The organism is Paeniglutamicibacter sulfureus (assembly GCF_030512175.1).
Classification (GTDB): domain Bacteria; phylum Actinomycetota; class Actinomycetes; order Actinomycetales; family Micrococcaceae; genus Paeniglutamicibacter; species Paeniglutamicibacter sulfureus.
Window position 1 is genome coordinate 1694984 of the sequence record NZ_JAULBL010000002.1, and the last position, 26729, is coordinate 1721712.

A 26729-nucleotide genomic window follows, 5' to 3' on the forward strand; every position below is an offset into this window, starting at 1 on the left:
GTGGCGAAGAATTTTGTCCCTAGCGACGCAAATCTGGCAATCACCCAGATCAGGTCCATCATTGGTGTAAAGCAGAACCAGCGCGATACCCTTCGCTCGCTTGGCTTGAAGCGCATCGGACACACCGTGTTCCGTACCGCTGATGCAGTGACCGTTGGCATGATCAACACGGTTCCGCACCTCGTAAAGGTTGAGGAGGCGAAGTAATCATGGCTGAAAAAGAAAACGCACTGAAGGTACACCACCTGCGTCCGGCCGAAGGCTCCAAGAAGGCCAAGACCCGTGTGGGTCGTGGTGAAGGATCCAAGGGTAAGACCGCGGGTCGCGGTATGAAGGGCACCAAGGCGCGCTACCAGGTCAAGGCCGGCTTCGCCGGTGGCCAGTTGCCGCTGCACATGCGCCTTCCGAAGCTTCGCGGCTTCAAGAACCCGTTCCGCGTCGAGTACCAGGTTGTTAACCTGGACAAGATCTCGGAGCTGTTCCCCGAAGGTGGCGAAGTCACCGTTGAGGCACTGATCGCGAAGGGCGCCGTTCGCAAGAACGAGCCCGTCAAGGTCCTTGGCTCGGGCGAACTGACCGTCAAGGTCGACGTGAAGGTCAACGCCTTCTCGTCCTCCGCAGCGGAAAAGATCGCCGCAGCCGGCGGCTCTGCAGTAGAGCTCTAAGCTACGTGGTCAATTGATCACACAGTGAGAGGGGGGTGGACCCGGAATTCGCATGGCGGATTTCCGGGACCACCCCCCTTTTTCTTACCGTTTCACCACACCCCCTGCTCCCACCGGCATCCGCAGGACGCCGGAACCCGGTCACCGGCGCTGTTTTCCCGCCTAATATCCCCATCGGACCGGGAATGATTTCGGTTTTGCCGCGGTGCATTTGGCGAGTCACGCTCGCCACCCGCTAGAATCAGTAGGTCAACACCCGGGTTTGCCGGGCCACCATCCTTCAGGAGGACGCTTGTTCGCCGCCATTGCCCGGGTATTCCGGACGCCTGACCTGCGACGCAAGTTGTTGTTCACGCTCGCCATTATCGCGATTTACCGCATGGGTGTCTATATCCCTGCTCCCGGCGTGGACTACTCGAACGTCCAGCAGTGCCTTGCCGCGGGTAACACCACCGGCGGGCTGTACCAGTTTGTGAACCTGTTCAGCGGCGGCGCCCTGCTCCAGGTCTCCATCTTCGCCATGGGCATCATGCCGTACATCACGGCCTCGATCATCGTCCAGCTGTTGCGCGTGGTGATTCCGCGCTTCGAGGAGCTGCACAAGGAAGGCCAGTCCGGACAGGCCGTCCTGACCCAGTACACCCGTTACCTGACGATCGCGTTGGGCCTGTTGCAGGCCACCACGCTGGTCTCGCTGGCCCGCAGCGGCATGCTCTTCCCCTCCTGCCAATTGCCGATCGTCCCGGATGACAGCTTGTGGATCATCGTGCTGATGATCTTCACGCTGACCGCCGGCACCGGCCTGATCATGTGGATGGGCGAGCTGGCCACCGAGCGCGGCGTCGGCAACGGCATGTCCCTGCTGATCTTCGTCTCCATCGCCTCGGGCTTCCCCTCGGCCATGGGCGCCATCGCCACCTCGCAGGGCTGGGGCGTCTTCATTGGCGTCATCCTCATCGGCGTCGCCGTGATCGGCCTGGTTGTCTTCGTGGAGCAATCCCAGCGCCGCATCCCGGTCCAGTACGCCAAGCGCATGATCGGGCGCCGCACCGTGGGTGGCACCTCCACCTACATCCCGATCAAGGTCAACATGGCCGGCGTCATCCCGGTGATCTTCGCATCCTCGATGCTGGCGCTGCCGACCATGCTGGTCTCGTTCAACACACGGGCCGACGGCACGCTGCCGGACTGGGCGCTGTGGGTGCAGACGAACTTCTCCGGCTCGTCCCCGCTCTACATGGTCGCCTATACGTTGCTGACCATCGGCTTCACGTACTTCTACGTTGCGATCACGTTCAACCCGACCGAGGTTGCCGACAACATGAAGCAGTACGGCGGATTCATCCCGGGCATCCGCGCAGGACGCCCCACGGCCGAGTACCTCGAGTACGTGCTCAGCCGCATCACCTTCCCCGGTGCCATTTACCTGGCATTCGTGGCCCTGATTCCGTTGATCGCCTTCGTGCTCATCAACGCCGATCAGAACTTCCCATTTGGCGGCACCTCGATCCTCATCATGGTTGGTGTGGGTCTCGAGACCGTCAAGCAAATCAACGCACAAATGCAGCAGCGACACTACGAAGGACTTCTGCGATGACAAGACTGTTGATCATTGGACCACCCGGTGCCGGCAAGGGCACCCAGGCGGACCGCATTTCCGAGCGCCTCAACGTTGTGGCCATCTCCACCGGTGACATCTTCCGCGCCAACGTCAAGGGCGGCACCCCGCTGGGCGTCGAGGCCAAGAAGTACATCGATGCCGGGAACTTCGTTCCCGACTCGGTCACCAACTCGATGGTGCGCGATCGCCTGTCCCAGGACGATGTCAAGGACGGCTTCCTGCTGGACGGCTACCCGCGCACCAGCGCCCAGGTCGACGAGCTGGATTCGATCCTGGCAGACGCAGGCGTGGAGCTTGACGCGGTGCTGCAGCTGACCGCCGATGACGACGAGCTCGTCGCCCGCCTGCTCAAGCGCGCCGAGATCGAGGGCCGCGCGGATGACAACGAAGAGGTCATCCGCCACCGCCTGGGCCTCTACCACGAGGAAACCGCCGTCGTGGTCAACCGCTACCAGGAGCGCGGCATCGTGCGCCTGGTCGACGGCATCGGCGAGATCGACGAAGTCACCGACCGCGTCATGGGCGCGCTGGGACAGAACGTCTAAATAGCTTGCACACGCGCAAACCGCGGGGACCGGCACCACAGGTGCCGACATCCCCGCGGTTTTTGCGCTAACGCCGCCCAGAAGATTCCTTGGAAGGGGACACACACCATGGCTTTCCGCCAACCAAAAATCGAGTACAAGACCAACACGCAGATCCTGAAGATGCGGGAAGCCGGATTGGTGCTGGCCGAGGCACTGGACGAAGCGGTTGCCGCCGCACAGATCGGGGTCACCACCGCGCACCTTGACGAGGTGTTTGCCGCGGTGCTCGAACGCCGCGGCGCGACGTCCAACTTCAAGGGCTACCACGACTTCCCCGCGAACATCTGCGCCTCGGTCAACGACGAGGTCGTCCACGGCTTCCCGAGCGAGTACGTGCTCAAGGACGGGGACGTGCTGAAGATCGACGGCGGCGCCATCATTGATGGCTGGCATGCCGACTCGGCACGCACCGTGATCGTGGGCACCGCGGACCCGGAGGACCAGCGACTGTCCGACATCACGCAGGAGGCCATGTGGCGCGGCATCGCGGCGCTTGCCGAAGCCCGCTTCGTCGGCCAGATCGGCGATGCCATCGACGACTTCGTCTCGGCCGTGCCGGGCAAGCCGTTGGGCATCCTGGAAGACTACGTCGGCCACGGCATCGGTTCGGAAATGCACCAGGCCCCGGACGTGCTCAACTACCGCACCGGCCACCGCGGTCCCCGCGTCAAGCCGGGCATGTGCCTGGCCATCGAGCCCATGCTGGTGCGCGGGGGCCTGGAGACCAAGGTGCTCGAGGACGACTGGACGGTTGTCACCGTCGACGGCGCGCGCGCCTCGCAGTGGGAGCATTCAGTTGCCGTGCACATGGGCGGCATCTGGGTGCTGACTGCCCACGACGGGGGAGTGGCAGGCCTTGCCCCCTTCGGCGTGACGCCGTCCCCCATCGCTTCATAGCTTTCTTCCGCACCGGCCCACCTGCGGGCCGGTGCGGCAGCTGCCCGCAAAAAGTGTGGGCGATCTAACAAATCGGTTGGCCACAATGATTTCCCTTTAAGCCATATACCACGTAGGCTTGACTGTTGGTTGTCTGTTCCTTGGTGCCCAAAAGCTCACGCTTCGGGTGCCTCTGTTCTTGATGGCCAAGACCATAAACCTGTCGGGGGCAAAAGCCGCCGGCAACAAAAGTTAGCGGAGGATATGGCCAAGAAAGAGGGTGTCATCGAGGTAGAAGGCACCGTGTCAGAGGCACTGCCCAATGCGATGTTCCGTGTTGAGCTGCCCAACGGGCACGTTGTACTTGCAACTATCTCGGGAAAGATGCGTCAGCACTACATTCGAATCCTCCCAGAGGATCGCGTAGTGGTGGAACTCAGTCCGTATGACCTCAACCGCGGACGTATCGTTTACCGCTACAAGTAAAGATTTTTGTTCTTCCATCCCCTGGGGACGGGCGACAAAGGTAGTTACGCTCCACTTGAAACCGCAACCGCAAAAGGACAAAGCCTTGAAGGTTAACCCTAGCGTGAAGCCGATCTGCGATAAGTGCAAGGTGATCCGTCGTAATGGCGTGGTCATGGTGATCTGCGAAAACCCACGCCACAAGCAGCGTCAGGGCTAATTTCCCTCACGGGAAATCCTGCGCGTAGTAAAAGTAATTGGCAGCACAGCATCCACCGCGCGATGCATACCCACGGCACGGAGGCCGTGGACCGGGAACACCCGGGATTGTGCTGTTTTAGACCTCCGCACATCGAAAGGTAGACAGCATATGGCTCGTCTAGCTGGCGTAGACATCCCGCGCGAAAAGCGCGTGATTATTGCGCTCACATACATCTACGGCGTGGGCAAGACCCGTGCAGAACAGACCATCGCCGAGACCGGGATCAACCCGGACACTCGCGTGAAGGATCTGTCCGACGCTGAGCTGGTTCAGCTGCGTGACTTCATTGAAGGCAGCTTCAAGGTCGAGGGTGACCTCCGCCGCGAGGTGGCAGCTGATATCCGCCGCAAGGTTGAGATCGGCTCCTACGAAGGCATTCGCCACCGCAAGGGCCTGCCGGTCCGCGGTCAGCGCACCAAGACCAACGCTCGCACCCGCAAGGGCCCGAAGCGCACCGTCGCCGGTAAGAAGAAGACCCGCTAAATCTAGCGGTCGTCACTAAGCCAAATTTCTCGTAGGAGTAAGCATGCCCCCCAAGACTCGTGGAGCGGTCCGCAAGCCGCGTCGCAAGGACAAAAAGAATATCCCGCTCGGACAGGCGCACATCAAGAGCACCTTCAACAACACCATTGTTTCCATCACGGATCCCAACGGTGCTGTAATCTCGTGGGCCTCGGCCGGCGAGGTTGGATTCAAGGGTTCGCGTAAGTCCACTCCGTATGCTGCACAGATGGCCGCCGAGGCTGCTGCAAAGCGTGCACAGGAGCACGGACTTCGCAAGGTTGACGTTTTCGTCAAGGGCCCGGGCTCGGGACGCGAAACCGCGATCCGTTCGCTCCAGGCCGCTGGCCTGGAGGTTGGGTCCATCCAGGACGTTTCCCCCAGCGCACACAACGGCTGCCGCCCCTCAAAGCGTCGCCGCGTCTAATTGACTGTCTGGCTTTGATGCCGCCGCGTCTTTCTTCCGCAAGGGAGTAGGGCGCGGCGGCATGATCGCCACGGCAAGCCAGACCGAACCAGACGAACGCCGACGAGGCTTACGTCGTTTCCACCCCCTGTGTTGCGTCATATAGCGGACGCTCGCTGAAAGGAAATGTAAGTGCTTATTGCACAGCGCCCCACCCTGACCGAAGAAGTCGTAGCGGAGAACCGCTCCCGTTTCGTAATTGAACCGTTGGAGCCTGGCTTCGGCTACACCCTGGGCAACTCGCTTCGCCGTACCCTTCTCTCCTCCATTCCTGGTGCAGCTGTCACCAGTGTGCGGATCGACGGAGTACTGCACGAGTTCACCACCGTAGCCGGTGTTAAGGAAGATGTCACCGAGCTGATTCTGAACATCAAGAATCTCTCGGTCTCCTCCGAACACGATGAGCCGGTCGTCGCCTACCTGCGCAAGCAGGGCCCGGGCGTCGTCACCGCAGCCGACATCACCCCGCCAGCCGGCGTGGAATTCCACAACCCGGACCTGCACATCGCGACATTGAACGCGAAGGGCAAGTTCGACATGGAACTGACCATCGAGCGTGGCCGCGGCTATGTTTCTGCAGCGCAGAACAAGAACGTGGACGCCGAGATCGGTCGCATCCCTGTGGATTCGATTTACTCGCCGGTACTCAAGGTGACCTTCCGCGTGGAGGCCACCCGTGTCGAGCAGCGCACCGACTTTGACAAGCTCATCGTCGATGTCGAGACCAAGGATTCGATGGCCCCGCGCGATGCAGTTGCATCCGCCGGCACCACCTTGGTTGAACTGTTCGGACTGGCTCGCGAGCTGAACACCGCCGCTGAAGGCATCGAGATCGGCCCGTCCCCGACGGACGCCGCCCTCGCAGCCGACATGGCGTTGCCGATCGAGGACCTCGAATTGACCGTTCGTTCGTACAACTGCCTCAAGCGTGAGGGCATCCACTCCGTGGGTGAACTCGTTGCACGCTCCGAGGCCGACCTGATGGACATCCGCAACTTTGGTGCGAAGTCCATCGACGAGGTCAAGGCGAAGCTGATCGATTTGGGTCTGGCCCTGAAGGATTCCCCTCCGGGCTTCGATCTTGCAGCACGTGCCGCCGCCATTGGCGACGATGACGTTTACGGTGACGAAGAAGTCTAAGACTTCTTGGCCCACCAGCTATAGAACTTAAACCTTTGTGCCCGGGTTCCCCCCGGGGTTCCGGGCACAAAGGCCACCATAATAGGAGAACACTATGCCTACCCCTCCCAAGGGTCCGCGTCTCGGCGGCAGCGCAGCTCACGAGCGTTTGATGCTCGCGAACCTGTCCGCGCAACTGTTCGAGAACAAATCCATCACCACCACGCTGACCAAGGCCAAGCGCCTTCGTCCGCACGCAGAGCGCTTGATCACCTTCGCAAAGCGCGGAGACCTGGCCTCGCGTCGCCGCGTTCAGGCAGTCATTGCCTCGCGCAGCCGCACCAACAAGTCGATCGTTCACGAGCTGTTCGAGAACATCGCACCGCTCATGGCCGAGCGCCCGGGTGGCTACACCCGCATCACCAAGATCGGCAACCGCAAGGGCGACAACGCTCCGATGGCTGTCATCGAATTGGTGATGGAGCCGGTTTCCCCGAAGCAGGCCGTTGTGAAGGAAGCCGAAAAGGCTACCGCAGTGGCTGCTCCGGCTGAAGAGGTCGTTGAGACCGAATCAACCGAAGCCGCAGAGGTCGCAGAGACCGAAGCTGCAGAGGAGAACAAGGCCTAGTCCTTTTCTACTCGGCAATAGCTGAATCGTTGGCCCGGTGCACTTATGCACCGGGCCAAAGTTTTAAGCACTGAAGCCCCCGCCGTGCCATGGACGCCCCAGTCGACAGGCGTTGACGGGGGAGGAGCCGCTCCGCGTCGGTGGAGAAGGCCACAGAACCAGGATCGTGAGATGAACACTTCCCCCATTGACCTCCGGCACTCCGGCCTCGCGCCGGACGGAGGCGCGACCGAGCCCGCCACCGTGCGCCTGGCCATTCGGATCGGCTATGACGGAACCGCCTACAACGGCTGGGCGCTGCAGCCGGCCCTGCCCACCGTGCAGGGCGTGCTCGAGGCCGGCCTCTCAATGCTCATCCGCCGCAACATCCGCACCGTGGTGGCAGGGCGCACCGACGCCGGCGTGCACGCCCGGAACCAGATCGCGCACTTCGACCTGACGCCCACCGAGGTCGCGGGCCTGGCCCGCGGGTCGGGCCTTGAACCGGGCTTTGCCCTACTGCGTCGACTGCGCGGGGTGCTGGGACGCGAGAACGGTGCGGTCCTGGTCCACGATGTCTGGATCGCACCGGATGGATTCGACGCACGCTTTTCCGCGCTCTGGCGCCGCTACTCGTACCGCATCGCCGACGGTCCGGCACGCTTCGATCCGCTCACCCGCGCCTACACGATGTGGCACAAGACAGAAATCGACGTCGGTTTGCTGAACTCCGAGGCCGTCAGCCTGCTCGGGCGCCACGATTTCCTGTCCTTCTGCAAGCCGCGGGAGCATGCCACCACGATCCGCACGCTCACGGAATTTTCGTTTGTCCGCGATTCCGAGGGGATCATCGTGGCCCACCTGAAGGCCGACGCCTTTTGCCACAACATGGTCAGGGCCATGATCGGTGCCTGCATCAAGGTCGGCGACGGACGCGAGACCCCGGGGTGGGTGGCCAGGCGGTTGGCGGAGGCAGTGCGTGATTCGCGGATTATGTTGGCCGACCCCCGCGCGCTGGTGCTGGAGGAAGTTGCCTATCCGCTGGATGACCATGAGATCGCCAGACGAGCCGAATTGACGCGTACCCGGCGCAAGCCGGACGATATCACCACCGACTTGCCGGAGTTGCGTGGATTCACCGAGTAGGAACCCCCGTGGCGGCAAGGCCGGAGGCGAGAGCGTCGATCGTCCCGTGGTGGATTCCCGCGCCTGCAAGGGGCGGGACAAACGCCGGTTCACAGCGGTGAGGTAGGCCTGCGAAGCGAAGCGGCTGAAGCTAGCTGCGGACCATGCCCACGCCGTGAAACTTCCGGATCTTGGTGATGACATGCCATGCGACCCCGTATGCGGCCAATGCCAGCATCGCCCCGGCGCCGCTTTGTCGGATGACGATCTGCAGGAACACTTCGGCACTTGCCGGATCTTCGACCACCGGAACCACATCCTGGCCCAGGCCCACAAAAACAGCCGTCTCGGCAGGGACCAATAAGAACATGGCCAGCATCAGGGTGCGCACATAGCGGGCCCTGAGTTCGCCGGCACTTTCGAGCGTGTCGGAGGCCTTTCGCCGCTTGAGGTACCAGATTGCCAGGAACCCCAGGCCGACGATGCTGCTGCCATGTTGCAGGATGCGGAAGAGGGGAATGCTGCCAACGGGTGAAATGCCCAGGAAGGGCAATTGCTGAACCACCCACCCGGAAGAATGCGTAAACGAGTCCCACACGAGGTGGGTGAGAAGCCCGAGCATCAGGGAGTAGAACGTCCACAACACGATGCGCGCGCTGGTGGGCCGACGTCCCGTGCGTGCCGGATTGACCGGTACCCAGGACTTGGGAAGTGCCCATCGAACTGGTTCCCCCACCAGCCACAGGAATCCGGCCAGCACCAAGGCCAGCGGCAATCCGACGGACAAGATCTGGGTGAAATCGTGCGAATTGACGCCATTGAGGATGGGGGCGAACCGGCCGTGCCTGCTTGGTGGCACCATCAGGAAGTATGGAAGGTCAGGGGCCATCGCGCCCGCGACAAGTGCGAGCGGAACGAGCGGCTGGCGCGCGAACGGAAGGACAGCGGCCGCATGGGCCAAGGTAAAGGGCAATGGGATCCTTGAATCGTTGCGTCGTACTCCGGGAGGCAACATTTTTTTTGATGCGCAGGAGGTAACTTCAAGCCTAATTGGCTCGTTGCGGGATGTCCCTGCCGTGCACTGTTGCGACCGACACGTTGGCCTTGGTTGTGGGAGCAATGCCCTGCGTCATGGGAACGGACGTTTGGTGCCGCGGGTACGGGCATGCGTGGCTTTCGTTGACTTGAAGAAGGCCTGTCGGCAGGCTCACTGCGGGCGCTTTGGCGGTGTCGGGGTTAATCCGATAGACTATGGGCTGTTGTGCGTGTCCTTTGTTCGACACAACCTTCTCCGCGTGACGGCTCAGTTGCAGAGCCACTGGTCTGCTGGGATTGCGAACATTCATGGACGGCCGGTCTTTTCAGTCCTCACCTGGCGAACTGGTTACAGCGCATCGAACACAGCACATCTACAACAGTGGATCTCACAGCCGCTGCTTGGAACTGTGCTTGACCAGTAACCAATAAAACAAAGGCAATTACAGTGCGTACGTTCACTCCAAAGCCGGCTGACCAGACCCGCCAGTGGCACATCATTGATGCCACCGACGTTGTACTTGGTCGCCTCGCCGTCCAGGCCGCAACCCTGCTGCGCGGCAAGCACAAGGCTACCTTCGCCCCCCACATGGACATGGGCGATCACGTCATCATCATCAACGCCGAGAAGGTTGCCCTCACCGGCGCCAAGCTCGAAAACAAGCGCGCCTACCGTCACTCGGGTTTCCCGGGCGGCCTGAAGTCCGTGACCTACGCCGAGCTTCTTGAAAAGAACCCGGTCCAGGCAGTGGAGAAGGCCATCAAGGGCATGCTCCCGAAGAACTCGCTGGCTGCGGATCAGCTGTCCAAGTTGAAGGTCTACCGCGGTGCCGAGCACCCGCACGCTGCACAGCAGCCGCAGACCTTCGAAATCACCCAGGTCGCGCAGTAGCGCTGGGCCCCGAGAACAAGACTTTAGGAGATTATCGTGGCTCAGAACACTGAAGAGATCACTGAATTCGAGGGTGAAGCTCCGACTTCGTACACCTCGGAGACCGTTGCCGTTGAAGCAGAAGCCGTCAAGGAACGTCCGGCACTGACCGTTGCAGGCGCAGCAGTCGGCCGTCGCAAGCAGGCAATTGCCCGCGTGCGCGTCGTTCCGGGTACCGGCAAGTGGACCCTCAACGGTCGCACGCTGGAAAACTACTTCCCGAACAAGCTGCACCAGCAGGATGTCAACGAACCGTTCAAGCTCCTCGAGCTCGACGGTGCCTACGACGTTCTTGCACGCATCCACGGTGGCGGCCCCTCGGGCCAGGCCGGTGCGTTGCGCCTGGGCATTGCCCGTTCGCTGAACGAAATCGACCGCGACAACAACCGTGCAGCCCTCAAGAAGGCCGGCTACTTGACTCGTGACGCCCGCGTCATCGAGCGCAAGAAGGCTGGTCTCAAGAAGGCCCGCAAGGCTTCGCAGTTCTCCAAGCGCTAAACCGCTTGTTCCGGCCCTTGGGCCGGATGTACGAAGGTCCCGCAACCCCAAGGGTTGCGGGACCTTCGTTTCTTAATGTGTTTTTGGCTTCAAGTGGCCCGCCGGGGATAAGCCGATCGTTGCACTAGCCCTGCTCTTCCCGTGCTGGAAGGGCCGCGGTGCCGGAGGACTTCGGCGCGGCATCGCCCCCGGTGGGGAGGCATGGCTGTTCCGCCGCTGCCGACGTTGCAGTTGCGTCCAATCCAAGTTCCGGATCGCAGGCTTCCGGGATAGCAGATGGAACCGGGACCGATGGTGCAGGCTCCGGGGTAGCCTTTGCGCTCGCTTCGGGCGACGGTGCAGGCTTGTCAATTGCCGGCGGTTCCACCGTTTCGGCTTCCGGAACGGGCTTGGGCACCGGCTTCGGTGCAGGCTGAGGCGCCGGTTCGGGGGCAGGTTTCGGTGCCGGCCTTGGCTTGGCTTCCGGTGTCGGCACCGGGGCAACAACTGCGGGCGTTTCTGACGCGTTGCTTTCCGGCGCAGGCACAGGCTTGGGCTCGGGCGATGTTTCGGGAGCCTGCTCCGGCGCGGGCTTTGGCGTGGTTTCGGGCGTCGGCTCTGGTTGTGGCTTTGGCTCGGGTTGGGGCTTCGGCGTGGTCTCAGGCTTTGGCTCGGGTTTGGGCTTTGGCGTGGTCTCAGGCGTCGGCTCGGGTTGGGGCTTCGGCGTGGTTTCGGGCGTCGGCTCTGGTTTGGGCTTTGGCATGGTCTCAGGCTTCGGCGCGGGAGCCGGCTTCGGGGTCGGCTTGGCGGTTGGATCCGGTGCGGATTTCGGCTTCGGAGGCGCCTTGACGGCCGGTATGGTGTCTCGTCCTAGATCGGACTTTTTCTTGCCGGATTTTTTGGATTCCGTCTTGTTCGGCAGCTCGAGCTCCAGGTCGTGACCGAGCAGGGCCCTTGGGCCTGGGGTATTGGTCTTACTCACCAGGTTGCCGGCATTAAGGGACTGACCCGGTTGCCCATTCGACCCGGGAAGATACGGCCTCGGGTCCACCCAACGGCCATTGATGATGACCTCGAAATGCACATGGCATCCTGTGGAGTTTCCCGTGGTACCGCTCAAGGCAATGACCTGGCCCTGTTTCACAAAATCCCCAACTCGGGCCAGCAGCTTGGAGTTGTGGCTGTATCCGGTCCGAACGGAGCTTCCGTGCTCAATGGTCACGCGCATTCCGGAGTGGCCGGCCCATGCCGATACGACGACAGTTCCATCGGCGGTCGCATATACGGGCGATCCACATGCGATTCCATAATCTTGCCCGACATGTGTCTGGTGTCCAGCCCCTGTGGGGTTCTTCCGCCAGCCGAAGCGACTCGTGATGAATCGTGTTGTCACCGGATGAATGAGGTGGATCTTGCCGGGCAGAAGTCTTTGCGCGGACACCCGCTGATTTGCAACCATGTCCGCTGTGTTTCCACCGGTGACGCGGTTCCACAGAGTGTTTCCGTCGCTCGAATCAGGCCTGCTCGAACCAGGGCTGCTCGAATCGGGGGTGGCAGTTACGGGAAAACCTGGTGCAGCGCTTCTGAAATCCAGCCACTGCCGCGACATGGTGGTGCCCCCGCCTTGAAGGCCTAACCACACGGAATCCAGTCCGGTCTCCGCATACGCGGAAGTTCCCATCGGGGACTGCGAAACCAATCGGAATTGGCCTGTTTGAAAGGCGGGTGCAGCCGTAGGCGCCAACCCGAAGGCAATGGCCATGCCCAACGCAGCCACACGTGTTGCCTTGCTCGATGTATTCTTCCGGTGTCTGGCACGGATAGAACCGTGCGAATGCAATTTTTTCACCGAGTAACGCCCCCCAAGAATAGCCACATGCAGCGCATAGCCTAGCGATGGCTCAAGAAGGATGCCTACCCCGACAAAAATCGAGTGGTGGTTGCGGTCACCCCAATAACCGAACGCTTAGGCATCACGGTAACGCACGAGCGGCATTGTGAGAAGAGCAAGGGCTGGCGTATTTTCTTCCCCTTGCCGGCGGACGCGGGAGCATCTCCTGCCCAGGGGTGAAGGCCGGGCGCAGTAACCGCAGACCAAGTGCCAATACCCTTCCTTTGCCCTGGATGGGCGGGAGCGATTCCAGGACGCCATTCCAGAGAACCGCGGGTGGACGGGACGCCATCCGGAACTGGACTGAGTGGCACGGGTTGATTAAACAAGTCTGATCGATCTATTTACTTCTCCGGATTCGTGATCCATAGTGGGTTCATCTTGGGGGGCATGGTCTTAGCTTGGGAAGCATTGGGGCCGTCTTCTGGGTACACCTTGGCCCAATGACGATCAGCGCCGGGCCAGTTTTTTTGGGGAGAATACGGTGCACAGGAAAAGCAGCGTGTCCGGATCACCGGGCAAAAAACCAACGTCCGGCTCGCCGGGCCGGAAATTGGGGTCAATGGCCGCGGCTGCGGCAATGGTCATAACGGGAGCGTTTGTGAACGTTCCGGCGGGATTGGCGGCACCGCCGCCTGGTCAGGACTTCAACGTTTCACAGGGCGACCTTGAATTCATCATCAAGCAAATTGAAATCTCCGAGGCGCATGCCGAAGATAGCTTGACCAACGCGAATTCGTCGCCTTTGTGCAAGTCAACGGCTAAATTCGACATTCCAACACAAACACATATCGACCTTGATGGAGATCCCTGCGTGGGGTCTCCTCTGTTGCCGTTCGGACTGCGAACAGTTGACGGTCGGTGGAACAACTTGATGCCCAACCAGGACGGATATGGAACGGCGCAGGAGGTCTTCCCGCGTCTGCTTGAAGCCGAATACAAAGACGCCCAGGTCAGGCCCGATGGTGCGCCAGGAGCTCCCGGCCCCACGACCTACGCACAAACCGACGGCTTCGTTTATGACTCGGAACCACGCACCATCAGCAACCTGATTGTTGACCAAACGGCCGATAATCCCGCCGCCGGCGAAGTGGCGGCCCGCGTTGAGGGCGCCGGCTTGGAAATGGGCGAGGCAACGACGCGCGTCTTCGGACAGACTGCGGTGGCAACTTCGGCCGCAGTTAGCAGATCCTTCTTCCCAGCAAATACGGAAACCGTATTCATCTCCCGGGTGAGCGCCTATACAGATGCATTGACATCCAGTTCTGCAGCTCGGGCACTTAACGCACCCGTATTGCTGGTTAATACGAACAGCATTCCCGCTGCCATTGCAACGGAGCTGACTCGGTTGAACCCGGTCAACATCGTGGTGACCGGTGGTCCCGGTGCGGTCTCCGATGCGGTGTTTGCAGAACTCGGAAACTACGCATCGGGAAATGTTTCGCGCGTGGCAGGTGTAACGAGGTACGACACGGCCGTGGAAATTAGCAAGTTTGCGAACCCCACTGCAAACTCGACGAATCCGGTGGCGCGAGTGTACGTGGCCACCGGTACCAACTTTTCTGACGCTTTGGCGGCTGCCGCTCCTGCTGCACGCGACGGGCACCAGGTCCTGCTGGTCGGGCAGAACTCAATACCGGCAGCGGTACTAGCCGAATTACAGCGGCTTGCGCCACGGGAAATTGTCATCCTGGGCGGAACCAGTGCCGTTTCCCCAGAGGTTGAAAATACCCTCCGCGCATCATGGCCCGTAACCAGGATCGGTGGAGCGTCGCGGTACGACACTGCGGCAATGATTTCCGCTGCCAATTACACGCCTCCGGTGGACACCCTCTACGTGACGACGGGTTCCAACTTCCCGGATGCGCTGAGCGTTGCACCAGTGGCGGGAGCCAAGGGCGCACCGATTCTGTTGGTTCCGGCAAACGGCACCATCCCACCTGCGATTCTTGCTGAAATCCAACGACTTCAGCCCAGAAACGTCGTGGTCGTCGGCGGGACGGCCGCACTGGCACCGGTCCTGGACGAAACACTGGCGCCGATGATCACCAGTGACAATTACCAGATCCCGGACATCGCCACCGATGAGGGGCTGTCGGCCTCGGCCACTGGACTGTTCACTATCTTCGGACAGTTCTTCGACCACGGACTGGACTTGGTATCCAAGGGCGGCAACGGAACGGTTGTCATCCCACTACAGCCAGACGATCCGCTGTTCGTTCCGGGTTCACGCACCAATTTCCTGATGCTCACCCGTGCAACCATCGACTCCACCGATGGCCAGCGCGAGCACGTCAACAGGACCACTCCGTTTGTAGACCAGAACCAGACCTATGGTTCACATGCCTCACACCAGGCGTTCATGCGCGAGTACGTGTTGGTTGACGGCCGGCCGACGCCGACCGGAAAGATCCTTAACGGTGCCGGCGGCGAAGGCCTCCCAACCTGGAAAAACGTCAAGGACCAGGCCCGCACCATCCTGGGCATCGAAATGGACGACTTCGACGTCCTGGACGTGCCGATGATCGTCACCGACCCGTACGGCGGTCTTGTTCTTGACGCCAACGGCCAGGCACAGGTCGCCTTCGAAGGCAATGAACTCAGGTCGGGCAACCGCGCTGCTCCGCTGTCAACCGATGGAGCACTGACCGCGAACGCCTCTTTCCTGGACGACATTGCCCACGGGGCCACCCCGTTGCCTGACACCCAGAGCCCTGACGGTACCGTCATTCCGGGCTATGACAATGCATCCCTGGAGTCGCACTACATCACCGGTGACGGTCGCGGCAACGAGAACATCGGCCTGACCTCGGTCCACCACGTGTTCCACGCCGAACACAACCGGGCCATGGCACAGGTGAAGGACGAACTGGAAACCAACATGCCGGCGGCATTGCTCGAGCGCTACCAGGCAGACGGTTTCTGGAACTACGGCGAGCGGCTCTTCCAGGCGGCACGGTTCTTCACCGAGATGCAGTACCAGCACCTGGTCTTTGAGGAGTTTGCACGCCGCGTGCAGCCCTCCATCGATCCGACGGTGCTGAACGAGAACTCGTACCAGCCCAATGTGAACTCCTCCATCAGGGCGGAATTCGCACACGCTGTCTACCGCTTCGGTCACTCCCTGCTGCGTGAGACTGTCCCACGGACGCACGGTGACGTCACCACGGAAGTTCCCTTGCTGGACGCCTTCCTGAACCCGAAGGCATTCGCCACCGGACCAGACGGACAACCAATGTCTGCCGACGATTCCGCCGGCGGCATCCTGAAGGGGCTGGCCAACCAGACCGCAAACGGCATCGACGAGTTTGTCACCGATACGCTGCGGAACAAGTTGCTGGGACTCCCGTTGGACCTGCCGGCCATCAACCTGGCCCGTGCACGGGACACCGGCGTTCCCTCGATGCAAACGGCGCGGGAAACGTTCTACAACGATTCCGGCGACTCGCAGCTCGAGCCGTACAGCAACTGGGAGGATTTCCGGCTCTCGATGAAGAACCCGGAGTCCATTTCCAACTTCCTGGCTGCCTACGCCAACCATGCCTCCGTGAACGATGCGACCACGCTTGAAGCCAAGCGTGCCGCGGGCACGGCGCTTGCTGCCGATGCCGCATTCATGAATGCACCTGCCGCAGAGACCGGTCTCAACGACGTTGACCTCTGGATGGGCGGCATGGCCGAAAAGCCGTACATCTTCGGCGGCATGTTGGGCTCGACATTCAACTACGTCTTCGAGCACCAGCTTGAGGACCTGCAGAACGGCGACAGGTTCTACTACCTGTCCCGCAACCTGGGCAACACGCTCTTCCACTCGCTGGAAGGCAACTCGCTGTCCCAGATCGTGCTGCGCAACACCACCGCGGACCGTGTTCCGCATGACGTGTTCGCATCTCCGCAGGCAACGTTCAACCTGGATTCCACCCAGGCGGAACTGAACGCCGCGGGCCTGACCGGCAGCCAAGCTGACGGCTGGCGCTTCAACGGACCCGAACACATTGTCATCCAGGACACCGACGCCGCCAGCAAGATCCGCGGCGGTATTGGCGACGACTCCATCTGGGGCAAGGGAGGCAACGACAGGATCGAAGGCGACGACGGCGTCGACGCACTGATGGGCGGCGACGGCGACGACATCATCACCGACCTCTTCGGCGACGACAGGTTGCAGGGTGAAGCCGGCAACGACGTGCTGAACCCGGGTCCGGGCATCGGGGACCTGACCTTCGGCGGATCGGGCAAGGACTTCATGCTCGGTGGTCAGGACAAGGTCACCGCACACGGCGGCCTCGGCGATGACTTCCTGCTGGGAACCCCGGGCCCCGACGTCCTGTACGCAGACGAGGGCAACGACTGGCTCGAAGGCGGAGGAGGCGCCGACCTGATTCAGGGCGACATGGGCAACACCATGTTCAATGATCCGAACCTGTACCACGGCGGTCACGATGTGCTCATCGGCAATGGCGGCAACAACGACTACGATGCCGAGGGCGGGGACGACATCATGGTTGCCGGTCCGGGTACCGACAGGTACTCCGGGGTGCTGGGCTTCGACTGGGTGACCCACAAGGACCACACCACACCGGTCAACGCCGACATGGGATTCATCGTGGGCATGCCGCAAACCCTGGAGAGCATCCGGGACAGGTTCCTGCAGACCGAGGCACTGAGCGGATGGAACGGCGACGACATCCTGCGCGGCAGCCAAGGCGGCATCGACCTGACCTTCGATCCAGCTGGCGGCATGATCGGCTACGGCCACGACCTGACCCAGGGACACCTGGATCGCGTGGACAACCTGCGCACACTGCTCGGCGGGGGAGAAATTCCGCCCTACGCCCGTCCGTTCCTCGAGAACGATCCGATCGAGTTCGAAAACGACGTCAACAACAACATGTTGCTCGGCGGCATCGGTTCGGACCTGCTTGAACCACGCGACGGACGCAACTTCGTCGACGGCGATGCCTGGCTGAATGTGCGCATCGAGTACCGGCCTGCGGGCGGCGCGGTGGAATCCCAGGATTCCATGGCGAAGTTCAGCACCCGGATGCTCAACGGCACCATCAACCCGAGCGAACTGCACGTGGTTCGCGAGGTCCTGCAGCTGGAGAACGAAGCAGACAACATTGATACGACGGTCTTCGAGGGAGTCGCGGCGGATTACACCGTGACCGAACTCGAGCCCAACGTTTTCAAGGTCATGAACACGCTTGAGGGCGAGGGAACGGCCAACGTCCTGCGCAACATCGAGCGCATCCAGTTCAACGACCAGGTTGTCTGCCTGCCGCTTGGAACCACCGCAAATTGCGGCCAGGCAGCCGGCGAGGTCCTGCTGGGCACCGTCGATCCGATCACCGAAAACGGCGAGCTCACCACGAATGCCAGCGGCGTCACCGACGTCGACGGCATCGAATCCGGGCTGACCTACTCGCTGCAGTCCTTCGTGGCAGTGGATGCCGATGCGGGCACCGGCTCCTGGGTCACCACCCAGGCGAATGAAACGGGCACCTTCACCCTCGCCGACGCCGAAGTCGGCGCCCCGGTCCGGGTGCAGGTCACGTACATTGACGGTGCGGGAACGCACGAACAGATTGCCTCGGCAGCCACCGAAGCGGTCGCCAACGTCAATGACGCACCGGTTGGTCCCGTCATCGCCCCGCAGGCAGCCCAGGTGGCTGACATCCTGCGAATCGAGACCCAAATGAGTGACGAGGACGGCGCAGAAGCCGTAACCGATGGGTCGGGCGGGGTCTACACCTGGCAACAGAGCACCAACGGCACTGACTGGACGGATATCGCCGGAGCCACCGGCGATGCAACGACGATGGGAAGTTTCATCGTCACACCCGCACAGCAGAACAACTTCGTTCGCCTGGCCATCGCCTACACCGATGACCACGGCACAGATGAAGTTGCAGTCTCCAACGCAACGGACCTGGTCCCGAGCGCTGTGAACCCGCTCCCGCTTCCTTAGTAGGCGGCCCCCCACCTACAACTAGCTGGAGCGCATAAACGATGGGTGTCGTTTCCTTACCCGAGGAAACGGCACCCATCGTCTTGTCACCGGCCGTTTGGGCCGGTTGGCCTTGCCGGCTACTTGAGGCTCAGGTTTCCATAGGCCGTGAGATAGGGGAGGAGAGCGGGCTTGCTCCTTGGCCCCAGACGTATCGTCATGGCCGCGGAGCCCGAGCGAAGACCAAGGCTGAGATCAAGGATTGCTGCGGGGTTGGCAGCGGATCTGGTGCCCGCGGGAATCAGAAACCTCGCCCCGTCCCCGGTGATCTCACTGGGTTCAATCGTTTGTGCCTGGCCGGGATCCTGCGAGCCCCGCGCGGAGATGACCAAATGCAGTGAATCGACAACCAGTTGTTTTTCCTCCCAGTCGATGTCGACTTCGAGCTGGCCATCCGGTCGGAAACGGATGCAGCCCAGATAGGGCTTGACGAGGCCCAGCACGGAAAGTGCCCGCTGGTTGCCACGGGCCAAATCCAGGGTTTCCTGCCAGCGTCTGGAGATCGCGGGGCTGGTGAAATCCTGGGCTTGCTCGAATCCCCGCACAGACATACTCGAAGAAAGGCCTATGACAAGGTTTTCGTTGCAGGTCCGGCTGCCATTGCGCGGCACAAGGCGCGGTTGATCGACTTTGATTTTGAAAAGCTCGTGGTGACCGGCAGGCCGCAACTTGATGTGGATTTTGAGCCGACCCTATCGGAGAGCGAGCAGCGGACGGTCATGTATGCGCCGACCTGGGAGGGAGAGAACTACGACAACAACTACACTTCAGTGGACGTGTACGGTCTGTCCATCGCGCGTGCCCTCATGTCCATGAAGGACACCAGGTTGATCTACAAACCGCACCCTCGCGTTGCCGATTCCAGGAATGTGGATGTCCGCCAGGCCCACGAAAGAATTTGTGGCCTGATCGAGAGAAACCGGGAACGCGGGGCGAATCACGAGTATGTTCCGGCCGGCAATATCCTGTCGATGTTCGATCCGATTGATGCCTTGGTGACTGACATTTCGAGCGTTGGACTGGACTTCCTCTATCTGTGCGTTGACAAGCCCTTGATCCTGACCGACCGCCGCGGAGACATCCGACAATTGCATGAAGATGCCCCGGTCTCCTCGGCCTGCCAGGTGGTCAACCAGGCGGGCCACGGTTCACTCGACACCCTGCTCGAAGCTTGGATCGAGGATGACGAGATGGCCGATGAACGCCTCAGGGCGCGGGAACTTTACTTCGGGGGCCTCGCGCGCGGAGACTCGACCGAGCGCTTCTATGAGCAGGTGTCGGGACTCATGGCGGAAAGGCAGTCCAAGCTTCCCAAGCCCCGGGCCGGGGTTTCACGCTAGGTCGTTTCCCAAGGAGGTCTGAATGCCCCTACGAGGGGTTCCGCTAGAGTTCCTGGCTGGGTTCGAGGCGAACGTTCGCGACGTGGTCCCTGCGGATGGAAACCGAATGCTCCACTGCCTGCCAGGTGGATTCACCGGCGGTGCACAGGACGAGAACGTCGTAAACCCCGGGCAGCAGGTCGAAGTCGGTGGAGCCGGCCGGGGACACCGGTCCCAGCGCCGCCGCTGCGCCGCCCAGTCCGCCTCCGCCTGAGGTGACCTCGGAAGTGTTCTGCGCGCTGGCCTGGCAATCGGCGCCCACGGGGAGCCCCGTGTCCGCCAACTCCAGCACCATTGATCCCTTCACGGAGCCGGCGCTGGAAGATGGTAGCTCGCCGGTGCTCGGGGAAGCCGAGGCGTTCGACGTGGAGCTCGGCGTGGGGCTTTCGACGGCCGCGGAAGATGAAGGCACCGGTTCCGTGGAGCCCTGTGCGGACGGGTCACTGGTCGGACCGGGTGGTCCCGGCTCGAAGAAGGCGCATGCCGAAAGCAGGCAGATGATGCTTGTGCCACCCAAAAAGATTGCACCTATCCTGGATTTCCCCCGAGTCCCCATGGGCCCAGTATGTCAGGCCACGCCTCGCCTGTCAGGAGTCGAGCGCAGGAAATGTCGTGGTTCCTTTTCAGTGGCTTTCCCCTGGTGCGGCCTGCCAATTCCAGACCGGCCATGAGGATGCGAAACGTGGGTTTCCCCTTCGGTATTTTCGAGTCATCCCCCCAGGGGGACCGGCAGCGATGTGGGCGATCGAACCGCTGCCGAATAGTGCATGAACATCCAAGGATCCTCATTGTCATCAGGGGAAGGTTCGCGCCGATACCTGCGTCATTCCCGTCCGGGCTTGTGGTTTTGCGGGCACCGCGCGGGAGCTCCGGAAAAGAGTCAACGCACGCTATTTACATTGGAGAGCTCTCCCGCCATAGTTATCCGTACTTGGGGGGTTCAGGTCACTCGTAAAGCTTTTTGGGGGAGTGCCCGTTCCTCGGTTTTTTCACGGTTGGCGGTCAATCCGTCGCGCCGTCATCACCTTGGGAGTGCATTAAAGTGAATAAAAAAGGGGACAGGTCCGCGCAATCGGGCAAAAAATGGGGGGCTCTCGCAGCTGGGGCTGCGTTGGTGGCCGGAGGTGCCTTCGCACCGATTCCGGCGGCATTCGCCGCACCTCCGCCGGGTCAGGACTTCAACGTCACGCAAGGCGACCTGGAATACATCATCAAGCAAGTCGAGATTTCCGAGGCGCACGCCGAGCGGACGCTCACAAATCCCGATTCATCACCGCTGTGCGGAAACGACAAGCGGTTCGACGTCGCGTCGCAGACCTTCTTCGACGCCAAGGACCAACCCTGCGTGGGAAACCCGCTGCTGCCGCACGGCCTGCGGACCGTTGACGGGCGGTGGAACAACCTCATGCCGGGCCAAGACGGATTCGGCACGGCACAGGAAACGTTCCCGCGCCTGGTTCCGGCCGAGTACAAGGACGCCGAGGTCACGCCGCCGCGCGCCCCGGGCAACGACACCGACGCACCCGGAGCAGCCACGAGTTACAAGCAGACCGAGGGATTCGTCTACGATTCGGAACCACGCACCATCAGCAACCTGATCGTCGACCAGACGACCGGCAATCCGGCCGCCGGCGAAGTCGTCCAGCGGGTCGAGGGTGCAGGCCCGGAGGGCGCAAACAACACCTTCATCCCCGATATCGCCACCGACGAGGGGCTTTCGGCCTCCGCCACCAGCCTGTTCACGATCTTCGGCCAGTTCTTCGACCACGGCCTGGACCTGGTATCCAAGGGCGGGAACGGCACCGTTGTGGTGCCCCTGAAGGAGGACGACCCGCTCTATGTCCCGGGCGGACGCACCAACTTCCTGACCCTGACCCGCGCCACCATCGACACCGGTGATGACGGCACGGCGCGCGAACACGTCAACCGCACCACGCCGTTCGTGGACCAGAACCAGACCTATGGCTCGCACGCGTCCCATCAGGCGTTCATGCGCGAATACGAGCTCGTCGAGGGCAAGCCCGTTCCCACGGGGAAGATCCTCGACGGGGCAGCCGGAGGTCTTCCCACATGGGACGATGTCCAGGCCCAGGCAGCCGATAAGCTCGGAATCATCCTGGACGACTTCGACGTCCTGGACGTGCCGCTGCTCGCCACGGACCCCTACGGACACCTGATCCCAGGAGCCTCGGGCATGCCCCAGCTGGCCACCAGCGAAGGGTTCAAGGAAGGCAACATCGGCTCGCCGATCGTCACGGACGGGCTCACGGCAAATGCATCGTTCCTGGACGACATCGCCCATGGTGCGACGCCTGCCGAGCCAAAGCCGTCGGTTCCCAATGATCCGAACTCCCCGCTGATCCCCGGCTACAGCAATGTGGCGCTGGGCAAGCACTTCATCACGGGCGATGGCCGCGGCAACGAGAACATCGGCCTGACCGCCGTGCACCACGTCTTCCACTCCGAGCACAACCGCCTGCAGGCACAGATCCAGGAAGAACTCGCTTCGATGCCGGCTGACCTACAGAACCGCTTCAACGCAAACGGATTTTGGGACAAGGGCGAGCGACTGTTCCAGGCCGCCCGCTTCCTGACCGAGATGCAGTACCAGCACCTGGTCTTTGAGGAATTCGCCCGCCGGATCCAGCCGGAGATCGACACCACCGTGCTGAATGAGAACTCGTACCAGCCGGACGTGAACTCCTCGATCCGCGCCGAGTACGCCCACTCCGTCTACCGGTTCGGGCACTCCATGCTGCGGGAGTCCATCCCGGTGGAGCAGGCCGACGGCACGTTCGCCGACAAGCAACTCCTGGAGGCCTTCCTCAATCCCGCTTTGTTTGCGGCTTCGGGAACCGATTCCGCGGATGCCGCGGGCAACATCCTCAAGGGCCTGGCCAACCAGACCGCCAACGGCGTCGACGAGTTCGTCACCGATACCCTGCGCAACAAGCTTCTTGGCCTCCCTCTCGATCTCGCCACCATCAACATGGCGCGTGCGAGGGAAACCGGTACTCCGGGCCTCCAGGCGGCGCGCAAGGTGTTCTTTGCCGAGACGCGCGATCCGCAGCTGCAGCCCTACTCCAGCTGGCAGAACTTCAAGCTCTCGATGAAGAACCCGGAATCAATCGTCAACTTCATCGCCGCCTACGGCAACCACCCCTCCCTGACCGACGCCACCACCCTGGCAGCCAAGCGTGCAGCCGGTACGACGCTCGCGGGCGACACGGCATTCATGAACCTGCCCGCGTCCGAAGCCGGACTGGACGACATTGACCTGTGGATGGGTGGACTGGCCGAGAAGCCGTTCGTCTTCGGCGGCATGCTCGGGGCCACGTTCAACCACGTCTTTGAGAAGCAACTTGAGGACCTGCAGAACGGTGACAGGTTCTACTACCTCTCCCGCAACCTGGGCAACTCGCTCTTCCACTCGCTGGAGGCGAACTCGCTGTCCCAGATCGTGCAGCGCAACACTACCGCGGACCGCGTCCCGCACGATGTCTTTGCGGCACCGCAGCTGACGTTCAACCTGGACGACGGCGCCAATCGCCAAGCAGATCTCAACACCGCGGGTCTCACCGGTTCGCAGGCCGAGGGCTGGCGGTTCACCGGAGACGAACACATCGTCGTCCAGGACGCCAAGGATGCCGAGGGTGCCGACCAAAGCAGCACCATCCGAACCGGCATCGGCGACGATTCGGTCTGGGGAAAGGGCGGCAACGACACCATCGAAGGCGACGACGGCGCAGACTCGCTCATGGGCGGTGACGGCGACGATGTCCTGACCGACATCTTCGGCGACGACCGCCTCCAGGGCGAAGCCGGCAACGACGCACTCAACGGCGGACCGGGCCTCGGCGACCTGCTCTTCGGCGGTTCCGGGCAGGACTTCATCGTCGGCGGCCAGGACTTCTCCACCAGCTTCGGCGGGCTCGGGAACGATTTCATCCTTGGCTCCACCGGCCGCGACAACGTCCGCGGCGATGAGGGAGATGACTGGATCGACGGCGGAACCAACGCCGACCTCCTGGTCGGCGACTTGAGCGGCACCGCGCAAAACGACCCCGGGATGTATCACGGCGGACATGACGTCCTGGTGGGCCGGACCGGCAACAACGACCACGACGCCGAAGGCGGCGACGACGTCATGGTCGGCGGCCCCGGCACCGACCGCTTCCACGGCATGCTCGGATTCGACTGGGTGACCTATGACAAGACCACCCACCCGGTTCACGCCGACCTTGACCCCGTCCAGATCGTGCCGGGCGTCGAAAGCTCCATCGTCGATCGCTACGACGAGGTCGAGGCGTTCTCCGGATTCGACGGGGATGACGTCGTGCGCGGAGTGCGCAACCGCGATGCATTCGAAGACCCCCAGAGGGACAAGATCGGGTACGGCCACCGGCTGACCCAGGCGCAGCTGGACCGCGTCACCGGCCTTCGCGACCTGCTCGGCGGCGGCGAGCAGCCTGTCTACGCCCTGCCCTTCCTTGACGGACAGGCCTTCGAGGCCGAGGACATGAACAACAACCTCATCCTCGGTGGCGGCGGCAGCGACCTGATCGAGCCCCGTCGGGGCGAGAACTTCGTCGACGGCGATGCCTGGCTGGACGTGAACATCGCCTTGGGCGATGAACGTTCCGATACGCTCGAGCCCTTCATCGAGCGCATCTTCGATCGCGCCATCAACCCGTCGGAGCTGACGATCGAACGGAAGATCCAGATCGCCACGGGCGGCAGCGACACCGTCGTGTACGGCATCAATGCCGCCGAGGCGCAGCTCGAAGCCCTGCCCGGGAACATGGTCAGGGTGACCACCACCGGAAACGACGCCAGCGTGGATGTGCTGCGCAACATTGAGCAGCTGCAGTTCGCCGACGGCATCATTGACATCAGCAACGGCCTCGGCGATCCCGATCCCGAGCCGGGCGTCGCGCTTTCGGTGGCACTGTCCTCCAACGCGGTTCCGGCAGTCGGCGGCCAGCTCACGGCCAATGTGCAGGGACCGGTCATCGGCGGCAGCGAGGTGGCCTTCGAACTCCAGGTCCTGCGCTTGGCACCGGACAACACCCAGTTCGCCACCACCACGCAGTCGAACACCACGGGCAAGTTCACCTTCACCGAGGCCGAGGCCGGATTCCCGGTCCAGGTCGTGGCGACCGTGACAGGGGTTGACGGTGCACCTTCACAGTTCATCTCCACCCCCACCGAAGGCACCCTGAGCACCCTGAAGGAAACCGTTACGGCGCAGACTCCGGACCACAACCTGTCCAACAAGACCGTGACCATCCCGAAGGTCACCGGAGTTGCCTACTCCATCGACGGAGCCCTCAAGGAAGCCGGAACCTACCCGGCAACCACACAGGTGACTGTCACGGCGGAGGCGGCCTCGGAGAACTACATCGTCGAGTCCCGCAGCTGGAAGTTCGATTTGCGGACCGAAGTGACCCCGGCTGCTCCGACCTTCAGTGCCACGGCCAACCAGGTCAAGATTCCGGCTTCAACCGGAGTCGGCTACTTCATCGACGGTGAAGCGAAGGCTGCGGGTACGTACGTCAACGCCGGGTCGGGAACCGTGACGGCCAAGGCCGTTGACAGTTCGCACAAGGTGGCCGAAGGGGCGACGAGTTCTTGGAAGTTCGACAACAAGAACTCCGTGACGCCAACGGCACCCACCTTCAACGCCAGCAAGAACACCGTGGTGATTCCCGCCAAGGCGGGCGTTGCCTACTTCATCAACGGCGCGGCGAAGAAGGCAGGGACCTACTCCCACGGCGGCACCGGCACGGTCAGTGCCAAGGTTGCCAGCGGGGCCGAGGCCCTGGCCGGAACCACCTCGTGGAAGTTCGACAACCGCAACGCGGTGGTGCCCACCAAGCCCGCCTTCAGCGCACCGGGAAACACGGTGAAGATCCCGTCCAAGACGGGCGTCCTCTACTACGTGAACGGTGTGAGGAAGGCTGCAGGTACCCACAAGTACAGCGGTTCGGGAACCGTCACCACCAAGGCGTCCTCCAGCTGGTACAAGCTGGCCGGAACGACGTCGTGGAAGTTCAACAACCGGAACACGGTGACCCCGACGAAGCCGTCCTTCAACGCAGGCAGGAACACTGTCACGATTCCCGCGAAGGCGGGCGTGGCATACTCCATCAACGGCGCGGTGAAGAAGGCCGGGACGTACTCCTTCGGCGGCACCGGCACGGTCACTGCCAAGGTTGCCAACGGGGCCGAGGCCCTGACCGGAACCACCTCGTGGAAGTTCGACAACCGCAACGCGGTGGTTCCCACGAAGACGTCCTTCAGTGCATCGGGAAACACGGTGAAGATCCCGTCCAAGACGGGCGTCCTCTACTACGTGAACGGTGTGCGGAAGACTGCAGGTACCCACCGGTATACCGGTACGGGCACCGTCACCACCAAGGCGTCCTCCAGCCACTACAAGCTGGCTGGAACGACGTCGTGGAAGTTCGACAACCGCAACGCCGTGGTGCCAACCAAGCCGGTGTTCAGTGCATCGAAGAACACGGTGAAGATCCCGGCGAAGGTAGGGGTTGTCTACTACGTCAACGGCGTGAAGAAGTCGGCCGGTACCCACCGGTACACCGGATCGGTCTCCGTCACCACCAAGGTGTCCTCCAGCTACTACAAGCTGACCGGAACGCAGAAGTGGAACGCCCGCCTCTAGTGAACATCCGCTAGCAGCGACAAGGCA

General features: G+C 62.1%; 22 protein-coding genes. 17 read left to right on the forward strand and 5 right to left on the reverse strand.

The features are described 5' to 3' along the window. From rpmD to Q2T94_RS14530, 12 genes are all read left to right on the forward strand, one after another. Positions 1-207, forward strand: a complete 207-nt coding sequence (gene rpmD / locus Q2T94_RS14475) for a 50S ribosomal protein L30 (RefSeq protein WP_217389431.1) — start codon at positions 1-3, stop codon at positions 205-207. A 2-nt stretch (positions 208-209) separates the two neighbouring features. Continuing rightward, the gene (gene rplO / locus Q2T94_RS14480; RefSeq protein ID WP_264270842.1) at positions 210-665 is read left to right on the forward strand and encodes a 50S ribosomal protein L15; all 456 of its coding nucleotides are present in this window, start codon (positions 210-212) and stop codon (positions 663-665) included. 292 nt (positions 666-957) lie between these two features. Further along, entirely contained in the window at positions 958-2262 is a 1305-nt protein-coding gene (gene secY / locus Q2T94_RS14485; protein ID WP_264270843.1) for a preprotein translocase subunit SecY, read from the forward strand. Further along, on the forward strand, positions 2259-2831 hold the full coding sequence (locus tag Q2T94_RS14490) for an adenylate kinase (protein ID WP_264270844.1): 573 nt from the start codon (positions 2259-2261) through the stop codon (positions 2829-2831). Before secY ends, Q2T94_RS14490 begins: the two co-directional genes overlap by 4 nt. A 108-nt stretch (positions 2832-2939) precedes the next feature. Further along, positions 2940-3770, forward strand: a complete 831-nt coding sequence (gene map / locus Q2T94_RS14495; RefSeq protein ID WP_302265193.1) for a type I methionyl aminopeptidase — start codon at positions 2940-2942, stop codon at positions 3768-3770. 243 nt (positions 3771-4013) lie between these two features. Next, positions 4014-4235 carry a translation initiation factor IF-1 gene (gene infA / locus Q2T94_RS14500; RefSeq protein ID WP_068731548.1) on the forward strand — a complete coding sequence of 74 codons (222 nt, stop codon included), beginning with the start codon at positions 4014-4016 and terminating at the stop codon, positions 4233-4235. Between the two features lie 85 nt (positions 4236-4320). Beyond that, positions 4321-4434 (forward strand): 50S ribosomal protein L36, encoded by a 114-nt coding sequence (gene rpmJ / locus Q2T94_RS14505; protein ID WP_013349661.1) that lies wholly within the window; start codon positions 4321-4323, stop codon positions 4432-4434. 150 nt (positions 4435-4584) lie between these two features. Further along, entirely contained in the window at positions 4585-4959 is a 375-nt protein-coding gene (rpsM, locus tag Q2T94_RS14510; protein ID WP_113762222.1) for a 30S ribosomal protein S13, read from the forward strand. A 43-nt stretch (positions 4960-5002) separates the two neighbouring features. After that, positions 5003-5404 carry a 30S ribosomal protein S11 gene (rpsK, locus tag Q2T94_RS14515; RefSeq protein ID WP_264270846.1) on the forward strand — a complete coding sequence of 134 codons (402 nt, stop codon included), beginning with the start codon at positions 5003-5005 and terminating at the stop codon, positions 5402-5404. A gap of 171 nt (positions 5405-5575) precedes the next feature. Continuing rightward, positions 5576-6583 carry a DNA-directed RNA polymerase subunit alpha gene (locus Q2T94_RS14520; RefSeq protein ID WP_217389437.1) on the forward strand — a complete coding sequence of 336 codons (1008 nt, stop codon included), beginning with the start codon at positions 5576-5578 and terminating at the stop codon, positions 6581-6583. A 94-nt stretch (positions 6584-6677) separates the two neighbouring features. Further along, positions 6678-7190, forward strand: a complete 513-nt coding sequence (rplQ, locus tag Q2T94_RS14525) for a 50S ribosomal protein L17 (protein WP_264270847.1) — start codon at positions 6678-6680, stop codon at positions 7188-7190. A 171-nt stretch (positions 7191-7361) separates the two neighbouring features. Beyond that, positions 7362-8315, forward strand: coding sequence for a tRNA pseudouridine synthase A (locus Q2T94_RS14530; protein ID WP_302265201.1), 954 nt, complete (start codon positions 7362-7364; stop codon positions 8313-8315). A gap of 130 nt (positions 8316-8445) precedes the next feature. Here Q2T94_RS14530 and Q2T94_RS14535 read toward each other — a convergent pair whose 3' ends face one another. Next, entirely contained in the window at positions 8446-9267 is an 822-nt protein-coding gene (locus Q2T94_RS14535) for a DUF4184 family protein (protein ID WP_302265203.1), read from the reverse strand. A gap of 510 nt (positions 9268-9777) precedes the next feature. Between Q2T94_RS14535 and rplM the strand changes: the two genes are divergently transcribed. After that, on the forward strand, positions 9778-10221 hold the full coding sequence (gene rplM, locus Q2T94_RS14540) for a 50S ribosomal protein L13 (RefSeq protein WP_071212959.1): 444 nt from the start codon (positions 9778-9780) through the stop codon (positions 10219-10221). Positions 10222-10257: 36 nt separating this feature from the next. Next, on the forward strand, positions 10258-10758 hold the full coding sequence (gene rpsI, locus Q2T94_RS14545; RefSeq protein WP_217389440.1) for a 30S ribosomal protein S9: 501 nt from the start codon (positions 10258-10260) through the stop codon (positions 10756-10758). 124 nt (positions 10759-10882) lie between these two features. On the opposite strand, the gene Q2T94_RS14550 is transcribed toward rpsI, so the two are convergent. Together Q2T94_RS14550 and Q2T94_RS14555 are read right to left on the reverse strand one after the other, a co-directional pair. Beyond that, positions 10883-12196, reverse strand: a complete 1314-nt coding sequence (locus Q2T94_RS14550; protein WP_302265207.1) for a M23 family metallopeptidase — start codon at positions 12194-12196, stop codon at positions 10883-10885. A gap of 882 nt (positions 12197-13078) precedes the next feature. Continuing rightward, positions 13079-13216 (reverse strand): hypothetical protein, encoded by a 138-nt coding sequence (locus Q2T94_RS14555; protein WP_302265209.1) that lies wholly within the window; start codon positions 13214-13216, stop codon positions 13079-13081. Positions 13217-13502: 286 nt separating this feature from the next. Between Q2T94_RS14555 and Q2T94_RS14560 the strand changes: the two genes are divergently transcribed. After that, entirely contained in the window at positions 13503-18599 is a 5097-nt protein-coding gene (locus Q2T94_RS14560; RefSeq protein WP_302265210.1) for a peroxidase family protein, read from the forward strand. A gap of 119 nt (positions 18600-18718) precedes the next feature. Here the strand turns inward: Q2T94_RS14560 and Q2T94_RS14565 are convergent, their stop codons facing one another. Next, the gene (locus tag Q2T94_RS14565) at positions 18719-19189 is read right to left on the reverse strand and encodes a hypothetical protein (RefSeq protein ID WP_302265212.1); all 471 of its coding nucleotides are present in this window, start codon (positions 19187-19189) and stop codon (positions 18719-18721) included. On the opposite strand from Q2T94_RS14565, the gene Q2T94_RS14570 reads away from it, so the two are divergent. Then, a complete protein-coding gene (locus tag Q2T94_RS14570) occupies positions 19166-19978 on the forward strand; it encodes a CDP-glycerol glycerophosphotransferase family protein (RefSeq protein WP_302265215.1) in 813 nt (270 codons plus the stop codon). The genes Q2T94_RS14565 and Q2T94_RS14570 overlap by 24 nt on opposite strands. 43 nt (positions 19979-20021) lie before the next feature. Here Q2T94_RS14570 and Q2T94_RS14575 read toward each other — a convergent pair whose 3' ends face one another. After that, positions 20022-20312, reverse strand: coding sequence for a hypothetical protein (locus Q2T94_RS14575; protein WP_302265218.1), 291 nt, complete (start codon positions 20310-20312; stop codon positions 20022-20024). An 819-nt stretch (positions 20313-21131) separates the two neighbouring features. On the opposite strand from Q2T94_RS14575, the gene Q2T94_RS14580 reads away from it, so the two are divergent. Then, a complete protein-coding gene (locus Q2T94_RS14580; protein ID WP_302265220.1) occupies positions 21132-26702 on the forward strand; it encodes a peroxidase family protein in 5571 nt (1856 codons plus the stop codon). Positions 26703-26729: the final 27 nt, after the last annotated feature.

What these genes read in the sequence shown, in the direction of transcription:
- rpsK (WP_264270846.1), top strand. Translation starts at nt 5,003, where the DNA reads ATGCCCCCCAAGACTCGTGGAGCGGTCCGCAAGCCGCGTCGCAAGGAC.
- Q2T94_RS14490 (WP_264270844.1), top strand. Translation starts at nt 2,259, where the DNA reads ATGACAAGACTGTTGATCATTGGACCACCCGGTGCCGGCAAGGGCACC.
- Q2T94_RS14530 (WP_302265201.1), top strand. Translation starts at nt 7,362, where the DNA reads ATGAACACTTCCCCCATTGACCTCCGGCACTCCGGCCTCGCGCCGGAC.
- Q2T94_RS14575 (WP_302265218.1), bottom strand. Translation starts at nt 20,312, where the DNA reads ATGGTGCTGGAGTTGGCGGACACGGGGCTCCCCGTGGGCGCCGATTGC.
- infA (WP_068731548.1), top strand. Translation starts at nt 4,014, where the DNA reads ATGGCCAAGAAAGAGGGTGTCATCGAGGTAGAAGGCACCGTGTCAGAG.
- rplQ (WP_264270847.1), top strand. Translation starts at nt 6,678, where the DNA reads ATGCCTACCCCTCCCAAGGGTCCGCGTCTCGGCGGCAGCGCAGCTCAC.
- Q2T94_RS14565 (WP_302265212.1), bottom strand. Translation starts at nt 19,189, where the DNA reads ATGTCTGTGCGGGGATTCGAGCAAGCCCAGGATTTCACCAGCCCCGCG.
- Q2T94_RS14555 (WP_302265209.1), bottom strand. Translation starts at nt 13,216, where the DNA reads ATGACCATTGCCGCAGCCGCGGCCATTGACCCCAATTTCCGGCCCGGC.
- rpsM (WP_113762222.1), top strand. Translation starts at nt 4,585, where the DNA reads ATGGCTCGTCTAGCTGGCGTAGACATCCCGCGCGAAAAGCGCGTGATT.
- Q2T94_RS14550 (WP_302265207.1), bottom strand. Translation starts at nt 12,196, where the DNA reads ATGGTTGCAAATCAGCGGGTGTCCGCGCAAAGACTTCTGCCCGGCAAG.
- map (WP_302265193.1), top strand. Translation starts at nt 2,940, where the DNA reads ATGGCTTTCCGCCAACCAAAAATCGAGTACAAGACCAACACGCAGATC.
- Q2T94_RS14560 (WP_302265210.1), top strand. Translation starts at nt 13,503, where the DNA reads ATGCCCAACCAGGACGGATATGGAACGGCGCAGGAGGTCTTCCCGCGT.
- rplO (WP_264270842.1), top strand. Translation starts at nt 210, where the DNA reads ATGGCTGAAAAAGAAAACGCACTGAAGGTACACCACCTGCGTCCGGCC.